Source organism: Microvirga makkahensis, from assembly GCF_009830105.1.
Taxonomy (GTDB): domain Bacteria; phylum Pseudomonadota; class Alphaproteobacteria; order Rhizobiales; family Beijerinckiaceae; genus Microvirga; species Microvirga makkahensis.
Genome location: NZ_WURB01000008.1, coordinates 131,448 through 151,473, shown reverse-complemented (window position 1 = coordinate 151,473; position 20,026 = coordinate 131,448). Strand labels below are relative to the sequence as shown.

The 20,026-nt window shown below is 64.5% G+C and carries 14 protein-coding genes; 8 read left to right on the top strand and 6 right to left on the bottom strand.

The features are described 5' to 3' along the window. Positions 1-115 precede the first annotated feature (115 nt). Positions 116-3,577, bottom strand: coding sequence for a YhdP family protein (locus GR328_RS13340; RefSeq protein WP_160885014.1), 3,462 nt, complete (start codon positions 3,575-3,577; stop codon positions 116-118). A gap of 156 nt (positions 3,578-3,733) precedes the next feature. Between GR328_RS13340 and GR328_RS13335 the strand changes: the two genes are divergently transcribed. Beyond that, positions 3,734-4,198 carry a peroxiredoxin gene (locus GR328_RS13335; RefSeq protein WP_160885013.1) on the top strand — a complete coding sequence of 155 codons (465 nt, stop codon included), beginning with the start codon at positions 3,734-3,736 and terminating at the stop codon, positions 4,196-4,198. A 207-nt stretch (positions 4,199-4,405) separates the two neighbouring features. Here the strand turns inward: GR328_RS13335 and prfB are convergent. The 3 genes from prfB to GR328_RS13320 form a co-directional block, all read right to left on the bottom strand. Continuing rightward, a protein-coding gene (prfB, locus tag GR328_RS13330) for a peptide chain release factor 2 (RefSeq protein ID WP_160885012.1) occupies positions 4,406-5,534 on the bottom strand; the annotation gives its coding sequence in 2 pieces (ribosomal slippage) (positions 4,406-5,464 and positions 5,466-5,534; 1,128 coding nt in all). 168 nt (positions 5,535-5,702) lie between these two features. Further along, the gene (locus GR328_RS13325) at positions 5,703-8,135 is read right to left on the bottom strand and encodes a penicillin-binding protein 1A (RefSeq protein ID WP_160885011.1); all 2,433 of its coding nucleotides are present in this window, start codon (positions 8,133-8,135) and stop codon (positions 5,703-5,705) included. Between the two features lie 143 nt (positions 8,136-8,278). Beyond that, on the bottom strand, positions 8,279-9,523 hold the full coding sequence (locus GR328_RS13320; RefSeq protein ID WP_160885010.1) for an N-acetylmuramoyl-L-alanine amidase: 1,245 nt from the start codon (positions 9,521-9,523) through the stop codon (positions 8,279-8,281). A 607-nt stretch (positions 9,524-10,130) separates the two neighbouring features. Between GR328_RS13320 and GR328_RS13315 the strand changes: the two genes are divergently transcribed. After that, the gene (locus GR328_RS13315) at positions 10,131-12,914 is read left to right on the top strand and encodes an Rne/Rng family ribonuclease (RefSeq protein ID WP_160885009.1); all 2,784 of its coding nucleotides are present in this window, start codon (positions 10,131-10,133) and stop codon (positions 12,912-12,914) included. A 163-nt stretch (positions 12,915-13,077) separates the two neighbouring features. Here GR328_RS13315 and GR328_RS13310 read toward each other — a convergent pair whose 3' ends face one another. Next, entirely contained in the window at positions 13,078-14,259 is a 1,182-nt protein-coding gene (locus tag GR328_RS13310) for a pyridoxal phosphate-dependent aminotransferase (protein WP_160885008.1), read from the bottom strand. A gap of 174 nt (positions 14,260-14,433) precedes the next feature. Here GR328_RS13310 and GR328_RS13305 point away from each other — a divergent pair, with 174 nt between their 5' ends. From GR328_RS13305 to aat, 6 genes are all read left to right on the top strand, one after another. Beyond that, on the top strand, positions 14,434-15,213 hold the full coding sequence (locus tag GR328_RS13305) for a DsbA family protein (protein ID WP_160885007.1): 780 nt from the start codon (positions 14,434-14,436) through the stop codon (positions 15,211-15,213). Positions 15,214-15,549: 336 nt separating this feature from the next. Beyond that, the gene (gene aroQ, locus GR328_RS13300; RefSeq protein WP_160885006.1) at positions 15,550-16,017 is read left to right on the top strand and encodes a type II 3-dehydroquinate dehydratase; all 468 of its coding nucleotides are present in this window, start codon (positions 15,550-15,552) and stop codon (positions 16,015-16,017) included. 27 nt (positions 16,018-16,044) lie between these two features. Next, positions 16,045-16,521, top strand: coding sequence for an acetyl-CoA carboxylase biotin carboxyl carrier protein (gene accB, locus GR328_RS13295; protein ID WP_160885005.1), 477 nt, complete (start codon positions 16,045-16,047; stop codon positions 16,519-16,521). Between the two features lie 8 nt (positions 16,522-16,529). Then, positions 16,530-17,885, top strand: coding sequence for an acetyl-CoA carboxylase biotin carboxylase subunit (gene accC / locus GR328_RS13290; RefSeq protein WP_160885004.1), 1,356 nt, complete (start codon positions 16,530-16,532; stop codon positions 17,883-17,885). A 3-nt stretch (positions 17,886-17,888) separates the two neighbouring features. After that, complete coding sequence (locus GR328_RS13285; protein WP_160885003.1) at positions 17,889-18,491, top strand: class I SAM-dependent methyltransferase; 603 nt, start codon at positions 17,889-17,891, stop codon at positions 18,489-18,491. A 61-nt stretch (positions 18,492-18,552) separates the two neighbouring features. Continuing rightward, positions 18,553-19,218, top strand: coding sequence for a leucyl/phenylalanyl-tRNA--protein transferase (gene aat, locus GR328_RS13280; RefSeq protein WP_160885002.1), 666 nt, complete (start codon positions 18,553-18,555; stop codon positions 19,216-19,218). Between the two features lie 6 nt (positions 19,219-19,224). On the opposite strand, the gene GR328_RS13275 is transcribed toward aat, so the two are convergent. After that, entirely contained in the window at positions 19,225-19,842 is a 618-nt protein-coding gene (locus tag GR328_RS13275) for a DUF2155 domain-containing protein (RefSeq protein ID WP_160885001.1), read from the bottom strand. Positions 19,843-20,026: the final 184 nt, after the last annotated feature.

Here is a 20,026-nt window from a genome sequence, read left to right as displayed (position 1 = left end):
CACGGGCGCTTCTTCCACCGTTACCCTCCAGGCAAGGGACGGGAAAGGTCGGCATCCATCCCCCCGTGGACCTGATCCCGGGGGGTGGAGCTTTCGTGAGAGTGCAAGAAAGATCCTACCGGTCGGGTATGGCGGGCAGCGCATCGGTTTGCTGCGGCCCAGCCCCCACGCCGAAGAGCTTGCGCAGGAAACCGGGCGCGACCGCCGAAAGCGGGTTGACCGTCAGGTTAGGCGCGCTCGCCGGCCCCACGGCCCGGAAATTGACCGCGAACAGGCCCTCGTACTGACTGCCGCCGAGCAGGGGCCCGAACAGCGGCACCTTGGCAAACACGTTGTTGAGGCCATAGGCTGGCACGAAGGTCCCCGAAATATCCATCCGATCCCGGCTGTAATCGATGTACCCGTCGAGGGTGAAGCCGATCTGGTTGCCGTAAATCGCCGCCTCGCGGAAATCGACGCGACCGGACGTGCGCGTGAAATCGGCCCGAGCCCGCGCGAAGGTCACCTCGTTCACATCCACGCGCACCAGCCGCGGATTGCCCGACCGATCTTGCCCGGCCACCATTTGGGTCTGGGTCGGAATGATCCGGCGCAGGGCCGGTTCGTTGACCAGGGTGAAGGAGCGCAGCAGCAATATTCCCGGCTGCTGCCCCTCCCCTGTCGCCATGTTGATGATGAGGTCGCCGCCGACCATCCGCTTGTACACGTCGGCGAAGCGCAGCAGCGCGCCTGCATCCTCCGCTTGAACGATGATCACGGAACCGTTCCTGCCCTGCGTATCGGTGCGGGCCGCGACATTCGTCGCTCCGAGACGGCCCTTCATCTCGAGGTGCCGGAGAACCTCCTTGCGCATCGAAGCCTTGATGACCGCGTTGGTGATCGCCTCGTTGTTGTAGCCGGTCAGGATGTTGAGGTTCAGATCGAGATCGAAGTCCTTCGATTGCTTCTGTCCGCTTCCGTCCCTGCCCAAGGATTGCGAGCTGAGGCTTTTCACGAAGGGCCGCGCGTCGCCCACGTTGCCGCGCACGATGACCTTGTAGACGCCGCCTGACGATTCGACCTGAGCGCGCATGTCGTCCCCGGGGGAGAGCTTGAATGTGGAAAGCTCAGCCCGCTCGAATTCGCCCTCTTTCGAGAGCGCGGCGGTCCCGCGCAGCTGCACGGCGCCGCTGTCGAGCTGCAGGTCGCGGATTTCCGCTTCGGGCCCGTCGCTCATGGTGAAGGTGAGCTTGCCCGGCCGACCTGCCGGCTTGACCCAGCCCGGGATCAGGTGGTCGATCCCGGCTTTCGTCAGATCGGCTTCGACAGTCATGCCGGCGGCATCGGACCTGCCCAGAGGCACAGCGACCTTGAGATTGACGATTCCCGTCAGCTGCGAGCCGAACGAGAAGCCGCGCCTGCTGCGCGCCGCCTCGTCCAGCGTGAAGGCGACAATCGCCTGACCGCCCTGGCGATTCTTCTGCACATCGATGGTGGCTGCGCCGCCGCCGATCTTGCCGTCCCCCTTGATTGACAGGTCCCCCCGGTCATAGGCGATGGTCAGATTGCCGGTCTCGAGCTTCTCCTTGTCGAACAACCTGTCGAGGGTGAGATCGTTGAGCGTCCCCGTCACCGTCAGCGGAAGCTCGGCAATGGCCGGGATATCGTTGACGGGAAGCCCAATGCCGACCCGCAGGTCCGCTTTCCCCTTCATCCCGCTGGGATCGACCTCGAAACCGGCGATCTCCTTGACCAGCGGCTGCTGGAGCATGGCCCCGACTCCATCCGCCGCGCCCGTGAGGCGGAAGTCGATGCGGGCAACGGCATTGTCGTCCCAGTAATTGTCGAGCGCGAATGAGCCTTCGGAGGCGCTCAGACTGTGGTTGCCGGCCATGTCCACGCGGCCCGTCGGGGCGCGCAGGGTCACCTTTGTGCCGGTCACGCGGCCCGTCACGTCCACCTCGGAAATCGGCGGCAATCCCTCGGCTGCCTGGAAGGTGCCCTGCGAAATCACGAAGTCGATCTTGACCGATTCATCGGGGATCGGGCCGCCCGACATGGATCGCTCGACATCGGCACCGGTCATCGCGATCTTGAGCCTGAAATCCTCCAGAGTGCCGCTCTTGAGGTTCTCGACCAGGAAGCGGCGGACCGGCGGAGCCACGGCCTCCGGCCAGATCCGAAGCGCCGAACGGATCTCGGTCTTCGAGGCCGTAACGTCGAATTTCAGGCCTTTCGGATCGGCTGTTTCCGCAAGGGCGCCCCCGATATCGACGTGAAGCCGAGGTCCTCTCAACCTGATGCTGTTGAGCATGACGCCATCGGGCCCGGACAGATCCGCATCCATTTGCGAAACCCGAAGCGGCGCATCCCCGGGTGCGGCCCCTGCCCAGACGATATCCTTGCCGGTGAGCCGCAGGCGCCACGGCTGATGAACCGTCGGGGCCGACAACATTCCCTGGAGATTGACGTAGGTGTCGCCTCCTTTGAGTTCGAGCGTCGGCAGGCTGAGCGTCTTGTCGGTCTCGTTCCACTCGGCCACGATGGTGGCCCGGTCAACCGGCAGAGGAGAGGTGTCCTTGTCCTCGATCCTGATGAAGCCCGCATTGCTGTCGAGGCGCGTTTTCAGCTCGGTGACGCGGCCATTCGCATAGGCAACGTCGAAGCGGCCGGAAAATTCGAGATCGGTAGCGGCGGGCAGGCTCGACATGCCGCTCAGCACCATGATGTCCTGAATCGGCGCTGAATCGGCCACGAACGCCGCGCGGTAGGCGTCCCGACCCTCAGCCTTCGCATCGCCCCTCAGCCACCATGGCCCCTGCGGCCCCTCGACCATCGCCGAGAAGTGACGGCCGCCCTGATGATCCCAGTCGAATGTCGCGTCGACCCGCTCGAAACGGGCCCGCTCGCGGTAATCGGCATCGATGAAGATGAGGCGCGCGTTGGTTAGCTGCGCCTTGCCGAGAGTATTGAGGACGCTTCGCGGCCCGACGATCAGATCGAACAGCGATCCGACCGCCCCCGAGACCAGGGACGGCCCATCGGCGCTGGCCGCCAGCGAAGCGGCGGCCGCCCGGGAGGGGTCCGGCTCCGGAACCGGAGCGCCCCGGACCTGATCCTCCTCCGCCCCCTGCACGGGCGAGAAGGTCAGCGAGCCATCCCGGTTGACGAGCACCCGCAGCTGCAGGTCCCGCACGTGAATGGCCTTGGGCTGGAGATTGGCCGTCAACAGCGATAGGAAATCGACACTGACGAGCGCATAGGGAGCACGGACGACGAGTTCGCCGCTCGGCCCGCGGATGTCGAGCCCGTTGGCCCGCAGCGCCGGAATGCCCTCATGAAGCTCGATGGCAGTATTGCGGAGCGCCACGGTCCAGCCCGCACCGATGCGCGAGGCGAGGGCCTCCGCAACCCGCTCGGGCAAGCGTCCGAAGCTGAGGGGCGCCACGGACAGGCGCAGGTAGAAAACCCCTGCGGCGACGATCAGCAAAGTGATCAGCCCGAGCTTGGCGTAGAGCGTACCACGGATCAGCCGGCCCAGTAGGCTTCGTTTGGCCGGTTCTTGCCGGGGCAGCGTGGTACGGAGCGGTACTTTCATTCTCGTGCTATCGGCAACCCGGTTCTTGCGCTTTTGCTGCTGCGAAGGAATCAATGAGGACCTTAACCGCACCGGCAGCCTCCCGCGACCGCCTCTTTTCCGTCGTGCACACGAGAGGTTTCCAAGCAGCACAATCCGCCAAAAGGAAGGCGAACGATGGCACCGACACCCGGAACCAAGGCTCCCGCTTTCTCCCTGCCCGCCACCGGCGGGAGAGAGATTTCCCTCGACAGCCTCAAGGGCAGGAAAGTCGTTCTGTATTTCTACCCGAAGGACGATACCAGCGGCTGCACGCTGGAGGCGCGGAACTTCCAAGCCTTGCGGAAGGACTTCGAGGCCGCCGATACCGAGATCGTCGGCGTTTCGCCCGACAGCCTCAAGAGCCATGACAAGTTCCGGACCAAACACGCCCTCGAATTCCCCCTCGCCTCCGATGAGGGCCGGGCCATGCTGGAAGCGTATGGCGTGTGGGTCGAGAAGAGCATGTACGGCCGCAGATACATGGGCGTCGAGCGCACCACCGTGCTCATCGACCGCGATGGCAGGATCGCGAGGGTCTGGAACAAGGTGAAGGTGCCCGGCCACGCGGAGGAGGTGCTCGCGGCCGCGAAGGCGCTTTGATCGGGGTGTCCCGGCCCTCCCGACCCGAGAGGCCTCGCGCTCAACGGATCGGAATCCCCGACCCGGGGTCGGTCGTGGCGGGAGGTCAATGACGCTCCCCCTCTGTCATGGCCGGGCTCTCGTCCCGGCCATCACAGCGCGAAAAGTGGACCCGCTTTCGCGATCAACCTATGCGCTATCGATTGAGAGAGCATCCGAACCGTGCTCTCAATCGATGTCTTCGACCTCCTCGCCCCCGCCGTAGACGCGCTGGGCGAGCGCGGCTTCCATGAAGGGATCCAGGCCGCCGTCGAGAACGTCCTGTGGGCTCTGGGACTGGGTTCCCGTACGCAGGTCCTTCACCAGCTGATAGGGCTGAAGCACGTAGGAGCGGATCTGGTGTCCCCAGGCGATATCGGTCTTGGCGGCGGCTTCCGCGCTCGCCTTTTCCTCGCGCTTCTTCAGCTCCAGCTCGTAGAGGCGGGCGCGCAGCATGTTCCAAGCGGTCGCCCGGTTCTTGTGCTGCGAACGCTCCTGCTGGCAGGCCACGACGATGCCGGTCGGGATATGCGTAATGCGTACCGCCGAGTCGGTGGTGTTCACGTGCTGACCGCCCGCGCCCGATGAGCGGAACGTATCGATGCGGCAGTCCGATTCCTTCACCTCGATGTCGATGCGGTCATCCACTACCGGATAGACCCATACGGAGGCGAAGCTCGTGTGGCGGCGCGCATTCGAATCGTAGGGCGAGATGCGCACAAGACGGTGCACGCCGGACTCGGTCTTGAGCCAGCCATAGGCGTTGTGCCCCTTGATCAGAAGCGTGGCGCTCTTGATCCCGGCCTCTTCACCGTCCGTGACTTCGAGAAGCTCGACCTTGTACTTCCGGCGCTCGGCCCAACGGGCGTACATGCGCTGGAGCATGGAGGCCCAGTCCTGGCTTTCCGTGCCGCCGGCACCCGAATGCACTTCGAGATACGTGTCGTTGGCATCGGCCTCGCCCGAGAGCAGGGTTTCCACCTGGCGGCGCGCGGCTTCCTCACACAGGCCGCGGATCGCCTCCTCGCCCTCCCGGATCGTGCTTTCGTCGTCTTCCATCTCGCCGAGCTCGATCAGCGTGAGCGCGTCGTCGAGTTCCTGCTCCATGCGCCTGATGGACGAAATCTGATCCTCCAGCGTGGTGCGCTCGCGCATGATTTTCTGCGCGGCCTCCGCGTCGTTCCAGAGGTTCGGGTCTTCGGCCTGGGCGTTCAGTTCCGCGAGGCGGCGCTGGGCGTTATCCCAGTCAAAGATGCCTCCTCAGCAGTCCGAATGACTGCTTGGTCTCTTCTACGAGGTGTTCGATTTCGGCGCGCATTTTGTCTTGCTGTCCGTCCTGGGGTTTGGGGCGTCTTAAGGGGAGCGCCCCGATGTGTAAAGCGGCTCTTCCCGCATGGCCGATGACCGCTGCAGGCCTCGGGGCTGCGGCGGTCACACGACTTCATGGGTTGTCAGGAAGCACGTCTCATATGGGGCGCGGAACGGCTCAGTACAATCCGCCCGGGGATGCTCCCACGGCCCTGCGGGGCATCATCTCCGGGGGAGCCGGCGAGTATTCGGCCTGCGGAACCTCCTCCTGGGGAGCATAGTACTCCGGAGGCGCCTGGCCGGGCTTGAAGGCTTCGAGGATCGTGCCGCGACCATCGCCCCCTGCGCGGGTGCCGGTGGAGGCGTTGACGCGGATCAGCTTGATGCCCGGGGGTACGCGGAACGGGGTCGCGGGCTTGTCCTTCAGGGCCATCTGCATGAAATCGCGGAACACGGGAGCGGCATACTGGCCCGCGGTGGCCGCATTGCCGAGGGATTTCGGCTGGTCGTAGCCGAGAAACACCCCGACCGCGAGGTCAGGCGAGAATCCGACGAACCACACGTCCTTGGCGTCGTTTGTCGTGCCCGTCTTGCCCGCGAGCGGCTTGCCGACGACCTTGACCGACTGCGCGGTGCCCCGCTGCACCACGCCCTCGAGGATCGAGGTGATCTGGTAAGCCGTGAGCGGATCGAGCACCTGCTCGCGGGTCTCCGTGAGCTTCGGCGGCGCTCCCCCGTCCCATGCCTCCGCATCGCAGGTGTCGCACTTGCGGTCGTCGTGACGATAGATCGTACGGCCGTTCCGGTCCTGGATCTGGTCGATCAGCGTCGGCTTGATCCGACGCCCGCCGTTCACGAACATGGAATAGGCCGCCGTCATGCGCATGACCGTGGTTTCGCCTGCGCCCAGCGACATGGAGAGCAGCGGCAGCATGTCGTCATAGACCCCGAAACGGCGCGCATATTCGGTGATGACCGGCATGCCGATCTCATTGGCCAGCCGCACCGTCATCAGGTTCTTCGAATGCTCGATGCCGTAGCGGAGAGTGCGCAGGCCCGCGGACTTGCCGTCGTAGTTGGACGGCGCCCAAGCCGCTTGGCCTGGCCCCATGTCGAGCACGAAGGGCGCGTCCATGATCTGGGACGAGGGCGTATAGCCGTTGTCGAGAGCCGTCGCGTAGACGATGGGCTTGAATGCGGAGCCCGGTTGGCGCATCGCCTGGATGGCACGGTTGAACTCACTCTGATCGAAGGAGAAGCCGCCGACCATGGCGTGAACGCGGCCCGTCTGAGGGTCCATGGCGACGATGGCGCCGGAAATCTCGGGAACCTGGCGCAGGCGGTACTGGCCCTGCTTGCCGTCGATAGGCTCCACATAGACCACGTCGCCTACGGACAAGGCCTTCTCCACGGAGCGGCGGGTCCACTTCACGCCTTCGGCGGCGACGAAGCCCGTCTCGCGATCGCTGGAGAGTTGCCCGGAAGCCTCCTTCTTCGGCTGCAGACCGATGCGGGCCCGCCCGCCGGAGACCTCGAGTACGACGGCGAGGCGCCAGGGCTGCACGTCGCCCATGGCGGGCACCTCGGCCAGAGCCAGGCCCCATTCGCGACCGGTCAGGTTGAGCTTCTGCTGTGCGCCGCGCCAGCCGCGTGCCTCGTCGAAGCGCACGAGACCGTCCACCAGCGCCTTGCGGGCCATGGCCTGCATCTTCGGGTCGAGCGTCGCACGGATCAGGAGGCCGCCCTCGTAGAGTTTCTCTTCGCCATAGCGCTCGGCGATGTCGCGGCGCACGCCTTCGGCGAAGTAGCCGGACGCGATGCTGTTGGGCGACACGACACGCGGCGTGACGTCGAGGGGCTCCTTTCTGGCTGCTTCCGCCTGCTCCTTCGTGATGTAGCCGTTCTCGAGCATGCGGCCGATGACCCAGTTGCGGCGATCGATGGCGGCTTGGCGCTGGCGGAACGGGTGATAGTTGTTCGGGGCCTTCGGAAGAGCCGCCAGATAGGCGGCTTCGGCGATGGTCAGCTCATGGAGCGATTTGCCGAAGTAATTCAGCGCCGAGGCGGCCACGCCGTAATTGCCGAGGCCGAGATAGATCTCGTTGAGGTAGAGCTCAAGAATCTTGTCCTTCGAGAAGGTCGATTCCATTCGCAGGGCGATGAGCGCCTCGCGGATCTTGCGCTCGTAGCTGCGCTCGTTGCCGACGAGGAAGTTCTTCGCAACCTGCTGTGTGATGGTCGAAGCGCCCTGCTCCCGCCTGCCGCCGGACCTGATGTTGGCGAGGACCGCGCGGACGATGCCCTCGGGATCGATGCCGGGATGCTTGTAGAAGTTCTTGTCCTCTGCGGACAGGAAGGCGACCTTCACGAGCTTCGGAATGGCCTCGATCGGCACATAGAGGCGCCGCTCGCGCGCATATTCCGCGATCAGGCTTCCATCCGAGGCATGAACGCGCGTCATCACCGGCGGCTCGTAGGTGGCGAGCTGCGCGTGGTCCGGCAGGTCCTTGGAAAAGAACCAGAATCCATAGGCCAGCCCCACGGCGCCGATCAGGAAGAAGATCGCCCCGATGCTGAACAGGAAGCCGAAAAATCGTAGGACAAAGCGCATCCGAAGGTATCCGTTGACGGTGCTCGCGGCACCTGTTTGTGCATATCCCGAACGCCGTTTCCCATCGGAACAGAAGCCGGCCTAGTCTGCCTTGCTCTGTTAACCGAGGAATCGCGCCCCCGCTACGGGTATCCACACTCTATCTATGGTAAAACTGCGGCAGCCCCCTGCCGAGCGAGGCGGGTGGCAAAAAAGCGGTCCACGGCCACGCTCATGGCATCCACCATCTTGCCCCGCCATTCCTCGGACATGAGCAGGTCGAGATCCTGCTTGCTGGACAGGTAGCCCAACTCCACCAGGACGGAGGGCACGTCATGGGCCCGCAGCACCTGGAAACGGGCCTGCCGGTGCGGGTTCTTGTTCAGGCGGGCGATCGAATCGAACTCGCCGACCAGGCGATTCGCGAAATTGTGCGAAAAGCCGCGAGTCTCCCGCAGGGTCAATTCCTGCAGGATGTCGGAAATCTCGTCCGGCATGTCGGCCAGCTCGACGCCGGCCGCGGCATCGGCCCTGTTCTCACGGTCCGCCAGGCTGGCCGAATCGGCGTCGGACGCCCGGTCCGCACCCGTATAGACGGTCAGTCCCCGGACCTGCTGCCCGCCGGAGATCGAATCCGCATGGATGGAAATGAAGAGATCGGCCTGCACCCTCCGTGCAGCCCGCACGCGGTCGCTCAGGGCGATGAACACGTCCTCGTCCCGGGTCATGACGACTTGATAGCGGCCGCTCTCCATGAGTTTCTTCTGCAGCTTCCTGGCAAAGGCGAGCACGAGATCCTTCTCGAACACCCCGCTCGACGAACTGGCGCCGGGATCGATGCCGCCATGACCGGGATCGATCACGACGACCGGGCGGGCGTCCCTGGGGATCGGAGCCGGCTCTGATGCCGTGGACCGGGCCGCATTGGCGGCGCTGTCGGCCGCCGCGCGGCGAAAGGCGTCCCGCTCCGTTGGGGTGAGTTCGATCGTCAAGAGAGCCGTTCCTCCGGCAGCGTTCGCATCCACTGTCATTCCGGAGACGGTCGCCGGCTGAGCCAGTTCCATCACGACCCGGGAGCTCCCCGGAGCGAAAAGACCGTAGCGAAAAGAGGAGATCACGCCTGCCTTCTGACGCCCAGAATCCGGCGGCAGGTGAAACGCCACTTCCGGCAGGTCGATGATGAGCCGGTCGGGTCGCTCCATGAGGGAGGCTTGGGCCGTCACCGGCTTCGACAGCGAGATCCTGAACCGGGTTATGGGGCCATCCACTTCGACGGATACGTCGGCCGCGATGATCGGCGCGCTCGCCTTCCCGGCGTCAGCGTTCGCCCGGGCGGGACCGCCAAACAGGGCCACGAGCATCACCAGGAGGCCCGCACGGATCAGGCTTATGAAGGGCTTGTTTCTCATGCTGCAGCTGGAACTTTCGCGCTCCCTTCCTATCTTATTAGGCGGCCTTTGGTTAACGAAGTTTCACAACAAAAGCTCAATATCGAGACTCTGTTGCATTAACGACACATGCCTCGACATCTTGCCAAATGCCCCATTCGATCTGTAATGATCATGACCCCGTCCGGCATGGCCGAATCTGGCGGAGGACCTGAGGAGATGGTTGTCTTGACCAGTCCTCATGGATCCCGTCACCCTCGACAGGCGCTCGGAAGGGTTCATTGGGCGATGCAGATCGCCGCTTATTGCCGATGACCGGATTTCGTCCGGCCCATCGATTCCTAGAAAGGGCCGTCTTGAATGGTTGCGCACACGAAGTCAGCTCTGACTCTCGTTCCGGCACCGTTCCAAGCGCGCGTTTCTTTTCGCGCTCGCCCTTCCCTCACCTCATCCGGCCCAGAGCCGTCCCGTTTCAACCCAGAATGCGCCCCTCTGAGGCGCACGATGGCGATCGACAGCACTCCGAACGCAATTCCAGCCCGCCGCCGCCTATCGCGGCGTGGTCATCCGCCTTCACTGCGGCCACTGCCTCAGGTCCTGCCCTCGATCGCCATGTCGAGAGTTCAACATGGCAAACAAGATGCTCATCGATGCCTCCCACCCGGAAGAAACCCGGGTTGTGGTGGTACGTGGTCAAAAGGTCGAAGAATTCGACTTCGAATCCGCTAACCGGAAGCAATTGCGCGGGAACATCTATCTCGCGAAGGTCACCCGCGTAGAGCCGTCCCTCCAGGCCGCTTTTGTCGAGTACGGCGGAAACCGCCACGGTTTTCTCGCCTTCAGCGAAATCCATCCCGATTACTACCAGATCCCGGTTGCCGACCGTCAGGCCCTGCTCGAGGCCGAAGCCGAGGCGCAGGCCGAGGAGGAGCGCGAGGAAGAGCACCGCAGCCGCCGCCGCCGTCGCTCCGCCCAGCGCCGCGCAGGCAATCACGACACGGTCGTCTCCTCCGAGGTCGAGGCGAGCACGGACGGCGCCGCCGAAGCACCGGCTCCCGCAGAAGGCACGGACGACACCCTCGACCTGATCGCCGCCGCGGGCGATTTCGAGCCCGCCTCAGGCGATTCCGTCGACGCGGTCCAGGGGGACGAGAACTCCCATGAAGCTCAGGCTTCCGCCGACAGTCAGGAAGCCCCGGCCCGAGCTCCGGAAACCATCTCCCAGGAAGCAGTGTCCCACGAGGCCGAATCTCGGGAGCCAGGGGCGCAGGAGGAGGCCTCCGGAGAAACCCAATCCGAGAAGACCGAATCCGAGGAAGCCGAGTCTGATAGCGACGAGGACGAGGACGAGGACGAAGAGGACCAAGAGGACGAGAACGCCGAGGGTGAGGACGAGGACCACGTTGAGCAGCTCGGCGGCGGCGACGCGATGGAGGACGTTCCTCAGCGCCGCGTCCCGCGCAAGCAGTACAAGATCCAGGAGGTCATCAAGCGCCGCCAGATCCTGCTGGTTCAGGTCGTGAAGGAGGAACGCGGCAATAAGGGTGCGGCCCTCACCACCTATCTGTCCCTTGCCGGCCGCTATTCGGTGCTCATGCCCAATACCGGGCGTGGCGGCGGAATCTCGCGCAAGATCACGAACGCGGCCGATCGCAAGCGCCTGAAGGAAATCGCCCAGGAGCTGGAGGTGCCCGAGGGAATGGGCATCATCCTGCGCACGGCAGGCGCCTCGCGCACGAAGCCCGAGATCAAGCGCGATTACGAATATCTGATGCGCCTGTGGGAAAGCGTGCGCGAACTGACCCTCAATTCCTCCGCTCCGGCACTGGTCTATGAGGAAGGCTCGCTGATCAAGCGCGCCATCCGCGACCTCTACAACAAGGAGATCGACGACATCCTCGTCTCGGGCGAGGAGGGTTACCGCGAGGCCAAGGATTTCATGCGCATGCTCATGCCGAGCCATGCCAAGATCGTCCAGCCCTACCGCGAGCCGCAGCCGCTCTTCGCCAAGCACGGCGTCGAGGCCCAGCTCGATGCAATGTTCTCCAACGTCGTAACGCTGAAATCCGGCGGCTATCTCGTCATCAACCCGACGGAAGCGCTGGTCTCCATCGACGTGAACTCGGGACGCTCCACCCGCGAGCACAACATCGAGGACACGGCGCTGCGAACGAATCTCGAGGCGGCGGAGGAAATCGCCCGTCAGCTGCGCCTGCGCGACCTTGCGGGCCTTATCGTCATCGATTTCATCGACATGGAGGAAAAGCGCAACAACCGCGCCGTCGAGAAGAAGCTGAACGAGTGCCTGAAAAACGACCGCGCCCGCATCCAGGTGGGCCGCATCTCCCCCTTCGGCCTGCTGGAGATGTCGCGACAGCGCATCCGCACGGGCGTGCTCGAATCCTCCTCCGTTCCCTGCCCTCATTGCGCCGGCACCGGTTTCGTCCGTTCGACCCCGTCCGTTGCGCTCCATGTGCTGCGCTCGATCGAGGAAACCCTCATCAAGAATTCCGGCTACAACCTCATCGTCCGCACACGGATGGAGGCGGCCTTCTACATCCTCAATCAGAAGCGCGTGCACCTGCGCGAGCTGGAAACCCGCTTCGGCGTGTCCATCTCGATCGTGGCCGACGACACGCTCCTCGGTACGACGAACTATGTCATCGATCGGGGCGAGCCTGCGCTGCGCCTCGAGCACAAGGCGGCCGCCACCGGTATCCAGATCGACGCCATCGCCCCGATCGACGTCGCGGATGAGGTTGAGCCGGAGATCGAGGACGAGGAGCAAGTCGAGGAAGAGGCCCGCGCCTCCGAGGAAGGTCGTGAGGAAGGCGAAGGCAATGGCCGCCGCCGCCGCCGCCGCCGCCGCCGCCGTGGGCGTGACCGCGAGGCCTTCGCAGGCGCTGACCACGACGAGGAAGGCTCCGACAGCGAAGCCGCCGAAGGCGACGAGCAGGAAGGCGCAGAAATCGAGGCGTCGGACGAGGACAACGAGGGGTCCGATGGCACCGAGGCCAATGGCCGTCGTCGCCGCCGTCGTGGCCGTCGCGGTGGTCGTGGCCGCGGCCGGGACGAGGCCCTCGAGACCTTCGCCACCGAGGAAGGCTTCGTCGCGGCCACCGAGGCCGTTGCCCAGGCCGTTGGCACCCTGGACGAGCCCGTGGCCGAGCCCGCCCCGGCTGAGGCCGCTGCTCCTGAACCCGCCGCTCCTGCTTCGGAGCCTGCCGCGCCGGACGAGCGCATAGAATCGAAGCCTGAGCCGCAGCCTGCCGAGGAGGAGCCGGCGGAAGCGCCCAGCCCTGCGGCTCCCGAGCCAGAGCCGGTCGCGGTCGTGCTCACCCCACCCGACCCAGCGCGCCCGAAGCGGGCCGGCTGGTGGTCGAAGGCCAAGTCGGTCCTCAGCGGGTCGTAGAACTCAAAAGCAGAATGCCCGGCGAGAGCCGGGCATTTTTGTTGAAGGGACTCGTTAGCGCAGATCGCTTCGTCATGGCCGGGCCTGTCCCGGCCATCGCAATGGCGCAGCGCCTCACCCAGTCGCGATCACCGGCGCAGGACCGGCGATCGGGGGAGAAATATCACCTCAACCACCCCCGGAGCCGCTCCACAGTCTCGCGGCAGTCATTCTCGGAGCCCGCGAAGGACAGGCGCAGGTAATGGGAGCCTTCGATGGGATCGAAGTCGAGGCCGGGGGTGGCGGCGACGCCTGTCTCCTCCAGCATGCGCTTGCAGAAGCCGATGGAATCATTCGTATAGCGGGCGATATCGGCATAGATGTAGAAGGCACCGTCCACCGGGTGCATGTCGGCTATGCCGATCCGGGGCAGTTCCTCGAGCAGGTAGGTGCGGTTGCGGGCATAAGCAGCCTTCACCGCCTCCAGTTCCTCCGTGGCATCGAAGGCTGCGAGCGCCGCGACCTGCGAGAGATAGGGCGGTGAGATGTAGAGGTTTTGCGCCAGCCGCTCGACTGGCCGTACGAGCCGCTCGGGCACCACGATCCAGCCGATGCGCCAGCCGGTCATGCAATAGTACTTCGAAAACGAGTTGATGACGACAGCGTCGTCGTCCGAGGCGAGCGCCGACGTGGCGGCTTCACCATAGGTCAAGCCATGGTAGATCTCGTCCGAGACGAACCAGAGCCCCAGGCGGCGGCAGGTCGCACCAAGCTCACCGAGCGCCTTGCTCCCGATCATGGTTCCGGAGGGATTGGCCGGGCTCATGGCAAGGATGCCGTGGAGCGGCTTCTCCGCATGGGCCCTCTCGACGGCCTTGGCTGTCATGATCCAGCCGTCCGCCCTGGTGAGAGGAATGACCACGGGCTCGATGCCTAGCGCCTCCAGAATGTTGCGATAGGCCGGATAACCTGGCGCCGTGATGGCGACGCGCTGGCCGGCATCGAAGAGGCTCAGGAAGGCCAGCACGAAGCCCGCGGAGGAGCCCGTCGTCACGACCACGCGCTCAGGGGCGAGGGAGACGCCGTAGGCGTCGCGGTAATGGCGGGCGATGCGCTCCCGCAGGGCCGCGATGCCAAGGGCCTCGGTGTAGCCGATTCGACCGAGGTCCAAAGCGGCTTTGGCCGCCTCGCGGGCAGCGCGGGGAGCAGAGGCGGAGGGCTGGCCCACCTCCATATGAATCACGCTGTCCCCCCGCCTTTCTTTCGCCGCAGCGGCGCTCAACACATCCATGGCCAGGAAGGACGAGACCCGGTCCATGCGGCGGGCGACGAGGGGCGGGGTCTGATCGGCGGTCGATTTTGTCATGGAAAGGCTCGTAGCCCTTTGGAAGGCCATCCTCAAGAACGATGTTCCCGCCGCCGTGGCCGGGCCCGGGGAGAACGGCCGGCTTCACGGTACGAAGCCGTGATTTGACGCCGCACTCGCGAAAAAGCTAACTCACGCCAGACATCGTACGGTAAACTCCGCAAAGGATCGGATATGCGCCTCTCGCTTCTCAAAACCTGCCGGGCCGCGGCCCTCCTCGGCGTCCTCGCCGTCGCTCCGGCCGCCATGGCCCAGACAGCCGTCTTCAACGAGCAGCAGAAGCAGGCGATCGGCGAGATCGTGAAGGACTACCTCCTGAAGAACCCGGAGGTCCTGACCGAGGTCATCGGCGAGCTCGAGAAGCGCCAGGCCCAAGCTCAGCAGGCCGCCCAGGCGAGCGCCGTCCAGGAGACGAAGCAGACGCTCCTGAACGCGCCGCATTCCTACGTGGCCGGAAACCCGTCCGGCGACATCACCCTGGTCGAGTTCTTCGACTATAATTGCGGCTATTGCAAAAAGGCGCTCGCCGATGTGCAGACGCTCATGAAGAGCGATCCCAAGCTGCGCGTCGTGCTCAAGGACTTTCCCGTCCTGGGCCCTGATTCCGTGGAGGCGAGCCGCGTGGCTCTGGCCGTGAAGAACCAGCTGCAGGGCCAGAAGCTGTTCGACTACCACGCGAAGGTGATGGAAACCCGCGGCCGCGTGAACGGCGAGCGCGCAATGGCCGTTGCCAAGGAGATGGGTGTGGACATGGCCAAGCTCCAGAAGGACATGGAAGGTGCCGAAATCCGCAACGCCCTGCAGGAAAACATGGCTCTCGGCGACAAGCTGAGCCTCACCGGCACCCCCGCCTTCATCATCGGCGAAACGGTCATCCCGGGCGCAGTCGGCATCGAACCCTTGAAGCAGCTGATCGCGAACGTCCGCTCCTGCGGCAAGGCCGATTGCGGCTAGGCTAAGCCACTGCGGAACGTCATTCCCGGCCCGAGGCGGGAATCCCGCTTCCGCCGAGCACCGCGCCCTTCTGCTCGTCATGGCCGGCACAAGGCCGGCCATGACGAAGGGGGCGTACCGGGCTGCCGGGACTGATCCCCGGATCAAGTCCGGGGACAGCCATGGCACATTGACCTCCGTGACGGGCTCTTTCCGCGCAAATCGACTTCCCTCTCCCTACGGAAATCGCGCCAAGCTCTGGAAAGACTTGGTTTTCCCCTTTCCCCATGCTCGCCTTTTGGCTAAGAGGGCGTCTCGGCTCCGCCTGACGGAGCTTTACGGAATGCTCCTTTCGCGATGATCAACGTCCACGTCCTCAACGGACCCAACCTCAACCAGCTCGGCCGCCGAGAGCCCCAGATTTACGGCAGCACCACGCTGGCGGACATCGAGAATCTCGTGCGCGGGAAGGCTGAGACCCTGGGGGTCGCGGTCACGTTCCGCCAGTCCAACCATGAGGGACATCTGGTTGACTGGATCCAGGAGGCGGGAGCGCAGGGCGCGGGCATCGTCATCAATGCAGGCGCCTATACCCACACCTCGATCGCTCTGCGTGATGCCATCTCCGGCAGCGGCGTGCCGACGGTCGAGATTCATCTTTCCAATGTTCATGCTCGCGAAGGCTTTCGCCATCGCTCGCTCCTCGCACCCGTGTCAATCGGCGTGATCTGCGGTTTTGGTCCCATGAGCTATCTGCTCGGCCTGGAAGCGGTTCACCACGTCATGGTCGAGCGGGCTAGGCTTGCGAAGCCCTCCCAGCACTAGATTCCTCACGATAAAGAGGTGAGCCCCATGGCCAAGGACAACCCTTTCGATCCCGATCTCGTCCGGGAGCTGGCGAACCTGATCGCTGATACGGATCTCAGCGAGATCGAAGTGGAGAAGGGCGACCTTCGCATCCGCGTGGCCCGCGTGATCCAGGCGGCCATGACGGTGCCGGTCGCGGCTCCCGCCGCGCTTGCTCCGGCTCCGGTCGTCGCGCCGCCTCCGGCCGCGTCCGATGCGTCGGCGGTTGCGAAGCCCGGCGCGCCCCATCCGGGCACTGTTCTCTCCCCGATGGTCGGCACCGCGTACCGCAAGCCTTCCCCTGACGCGAAGCCCTTCGTGGAGATCGGCTCCAAGGTTCAGGCAGGGGACAAGGTGCTCCTGGTCGAGGCGATGAAAACCTTCAACGAGATCGTCGCTCCCCGCGCCGGTACCGTGACGGCCATCTATGTCGAAGACGGAACCCCTGTCGAATACGGCGAACCCCTCCTCGTCATCGAGTAAGGCGCGACATGTTCGATAAGATCCTCATTGCCAACCGAGGCGAGATCGCCCTGCGCATCCTGCGCGCCGCGAAGGAACTCGGGATCGCCACTGTTGCGGTGCATTCCACTGCCGATGCCGACGCCATGCATGTGCGCCTTGCGGACGAGAGCGTCTGCATCGGCCCGCCCGCGGCCCGCGACAGCTACCTCAACATCCCGGCCCTGATCGCCGCCTGCGAGATCACCGGCGCCGACGCCATCCATCCCGGCTATGGCTTCCTCTCCGAGAACGCACGCTTCGCCGAGGTGCTGGAGCATCACCACATCGCCTTCATCGGCCCCAAAGCGGAGCACATCCGCATCATGGGCGACAAGATCGAGGCGAAACGCACCGCCAAGCGGCTCGGCATCCCCTGCGTGCCCGGCTCCGAAGGCGGCATCTCCGATGTGGACGAGGCCAAGCGCGTCGCCAAGGAGATCGGCTATCCCGTCATCATCAAGGCCGCCGCCGGCGGTGGCGGACGCGGCATGAAGGTCGCCCGCAGCGAGACGGATCTCGTTCACGCGTTCCAGACCGCCAGGACGGAGGCAAAAGCCGCCTTCGGCGACGATGCGGTCTATATCGAGAAGTTTCTCGAGAAGCCGCGCCACATCGAGGTCCAGGTCCTCGGAGACGGCAAAGGCGGCGCGATTCACCTCGGTGAGCGCGACTGCTCCCTGCAGCGCCGCCATCAGAAGGTGTGGGAGGAAGGCCCCTCGCCGGCCCTGAATGTCGAGATGCGCGAGCGCATCGGCAGCATCGTGGCAAAAGCCATGCAGGAGCTGCAATATGCGGGCGCCGGCACTATCGAATTCCTCTACGAGGACGGCGAGTTCTACTTCATCGAGATGAACACCCGCATCCAGGTGGAGCATCCGGTGACCGAGATGATCACCGGCATCGACCTGGTGAACGAGCAGATTCGGGTGGCGGCGGGCCATCCGCTCTCGGTCAAGCAGGAAGACATCAAGATCGAAGGCCATGCCATCGAGTGCCGCGTGAATGCCGAGCATCCCTCAACCTTCCGCCCCTCACCCGGCACGATCAGCTATTTCCATCCGCCGGGCGGCCTCGGTGTGCGCGTCGATTCGGCCGCCTATCAGGGTTACCGTATCCCGCCGCACTACGATTCCCTCGTCGGCAAGCTCATCGTCCATGGCCGCACCCGCAACGAGTGCCTCATGCGTCTGCGCCGGGCGCTCGACGAGTTCGTGGTGGACGGCGTGGACACCACGCTGCCCCTCTTCCGCACCCTCGTGCGCAACCCGGACATTCAGAACGGCCAGTACGACATTCACTGGCTCGAGAATTTCCTCAAGACGGGCGGACTGGAGGAGGCCTGATCGATGCCGCGCTTCCTCCACGTCGGTTGCGGCAAGAAGCGGAAGGATCAAACCCTGCGTCCCTTCAAGTCGCTCGAGTGGGAGGAAGTGACCCTCGACATAGACGAGGGCGTGATGCCGGATATCGTCGACAAGCTGCCGGAACTCGCGAAGGTCGAATCGAGCAGCTTCGACGCGGTCTTCTCGTCCCACAATGTGGAGCATCTCTACCCGCACGATGTGCTGCCGGCCTTCAAAGCCTTTTACCGTGTGCTCAAGGACGACGGCCTCCTGATCGTCACCTGTCCCGACTTGCAGTCGCTTGGTGAAAAGCTGGCTTGCGGCGATATCGACACCCCTCTCTACGAGAGTGCGGCGGGTCCGATTTCGCCGATCGACGTGCTGTACGGGTTCAGGCCAGCCATGGCGGAGGGCAACCTCTACATGGCCCACCATACGGGCTATACTGCGAAATCGATGGAAACCGTCTGCGCTCGAGCAGGCTTCGCGAGCATCGCCGTGGCCCGCCGGCCCAGCAAATACGATCTCTGGACCGTCGCGACAAAGACACCAAAGGCGCAGGACGATTTGCGGGCGCTCGCCAAAATCTACATCAGTCCGGTCTAACCCTAGGCACTGATTGTTCTATGTTTGCTGGCATGGCCCGCGCGATTGGACAGGTTGGTGAATGACCCGGTCTGCCGACGATACCATCACCGTCACCCCTGAAATCCTGCTCAAGGCCTATGCCGCCGGCATCTTCCCCATGGCCGAGGATGCCGACGATCCGTCCCTGTTCTGGGTCGAGCCCCGGGAGCGGGGCATCATTCCCCTCGATGCCTTTCACGTTCCGAAGCGGCTGGCCCGGACAATCCGCTCGGAGGAGTTCGAGGTTCGGATCGACTGGAATTTCGATGCGGTGATCGCCGGCTGTGCAGCTCCCGCCGTGGACCGGGAGAAAACCTGGATCAACCGGCGGATCCGGGATCTCTACGGTCAGTTGTTCGACGCCGGCTTCTGCCACACGGTGGAGGTCTACCGGGACAGCCGACTGGTGGGCGGCCTCTATGGAGTGCGCCTGAAAGGGGCGTTCTTCGGCGAGAGCATGTTCCATACGGAGCGCGACGCCTCGAAAGTGGCGCTCGTCCACCTCGTCGCCCGGCTGAAGCGCGGCGGCTTCACCCTCCTCGACACGCAGTTCGTGACCCCGCATCTTGCGCAGTTCGGGGCAATCGAGATTCCGCGCCGCAGCTACAAACAGATGTTGCGTCTGGCCATGGAGCACGACGGCGACTGGTACGCCTGGCCCAAGGGACTGATCCTGAGCGGCGAGGAAGTGCTCGCCGCGCTCTAGATGCTTCTAGCGATCCGTGTTGATGAGCGGCGCGTTGCGGTTGAAGTCCTGGAGACCTCTCCTCGCCGGCTGCCGCGGCTGAGGCGGCGCAGAGCTTACGGGAGGTGCCGGCGGCAGAGGCTGCACGGAATCGGCAGGGGCCATGATGTCGCCCGGTCGGGCAGGCTCCGCCGATGTGCGCTGCGGACTCGCCTCGATCGGAGGCAGCTCCTCGGGCTTCTCCTTGGGCTCGGCGATCACCTCCGTACCGCCTTTGCAGTCCACGAGCCAGATATCGTAAACCGGATGCTCGATGCCATGCAGACCGGGGCTCGCGGCGAACATCCAGCCGGAGAACACCTTGCGGGTCTTCCCGTCGGCGCCGGCCTCCTCCACCTCGACGAAGGAGGTGGTGTTCGGGGTTTCTGTCGGCGGCTTGGTGAAGCAGACGCGGGGCGTCATCTGGAGAGCGCCGAACTGCACGGTCTCGTCGATCCTCACCTCGAACGAAACGATGCGCCCGGTGATCTTGTCGAGGCCCGAGAACACTGCCGTCGGATTCTTGATTCTGTCCGCCTGGGCCGCCCCCGCCAAACCGGCGACCGATGCGAGCACCAGTCCAGCCCGCGTCCATTCCAACTTCATTGTCTTAATCCGTGCCCCTTGTGAACTGGCTGTGGGCCGAGAACGCCCAAATCGGGTTCCGGCAACGCGATAACACGCGAACCATGATGGAAAAAGGGCGATCGAGGCAAAGACGACCGCAGGGTCGGCTTCTTTGCGGGACGCGCACCTCCCGAACTCACCGTTCCAGAGGGTTGGGCGCGGG

Excerpts from the sequence above, each read along its gene's own strand:
- GR328_RS13340 (WP_160885014.1), bottom strand. The coding sequence starts at position 3,577 with ATGAAAGTACCGCTCCGTACCACGCTGCCCCGGCAAGAACCGGCCAAA.
- GR328_RS13335 (WP_160885013.1), top strand. The coding sequence starts at position 3,734 with ATGGCACCGACACCCGGAACCAAGGCTCCCGCTTTCTCCCTGCCCGCC.
- GR328_RS13325 (WP_160885011.1), bottom strand. The coding sequence starts at position 8,135 with ATGCGCTTTGTCCTACGATTTTTCGGCTTCCTGTTCAGCATCGGGGCG.
- GR328_RS13320 (WP_160885010.1), bottom strand. The coding sequence starts at position 9,523 with ATGAGAAACAAGCCCTTCATAAGCCTGATCCGTGCGGGCCTCCTGGTG.
- GR328_RS13315 (WP_160885009.1), top strand. The coding sequence starts at position 10,131 with ATGGCAAACAAGATGCTCATCGATGCCTCCCACCCGGAAGAAACCCGG.
- GR328_RS13310 (WP_160885008.1), bottom strand. The coding sequence starts at position 14,259 with ATGACAAAATCGACCGCCGATCAGACCCCGCCCCTCGTCGCCCGCCGC.
- GR328_RS13305 (WP_160885007.1), top strand. The coding sequence starts at position 14,434 with ATGCGCCTCTCGCTTCTCAAAACCTGCCGGGCCGCGGCCCTCCTCGGC.
- aroQ (WP_160885006.1), top strand. The coding sequence starts at position 15,550 with ATGATCAACGTCCACGTCCTCAACGGACCCAACCTCAACCAGCTCGGC.
- accB (WP_160885005.1), top strand. The coding sequence starts at position 16,045 with ATGGCCAAGGACAACCCTTTCGATCCCGATCTCGTCCGGGAGCTGGCG.
- accC (WP_160885004.1), top strand. The coding sequence starts at position 16,530 with ATGTTCGATAAGATCCTCATTGCCAACCGAGGCGAGATCGCCCTGCGC.
- GR328_RS13285 (WP_160885003.1), top strand. The coding sequence starts at position 17,889 with ATGCCGCGCTTCCTCCACGTCGGTTGCGGCAAGAAGCGGAAGGATCAA.
- aat (WP_160885002.1), top strand. The coding sequence starts at position 18,553 with ATGACCCGGTCTGCCGACGATACCATCACCGTCACCCCTGAAATCCTG.
- GR328_RS13275 (WP_160885001.1), bottom strand. The coding sequence starts at position 19,842 with ATGAAGTTGGAATGGACGCGGGCTGGACTGGTGCTCGCATCGGTCGCC.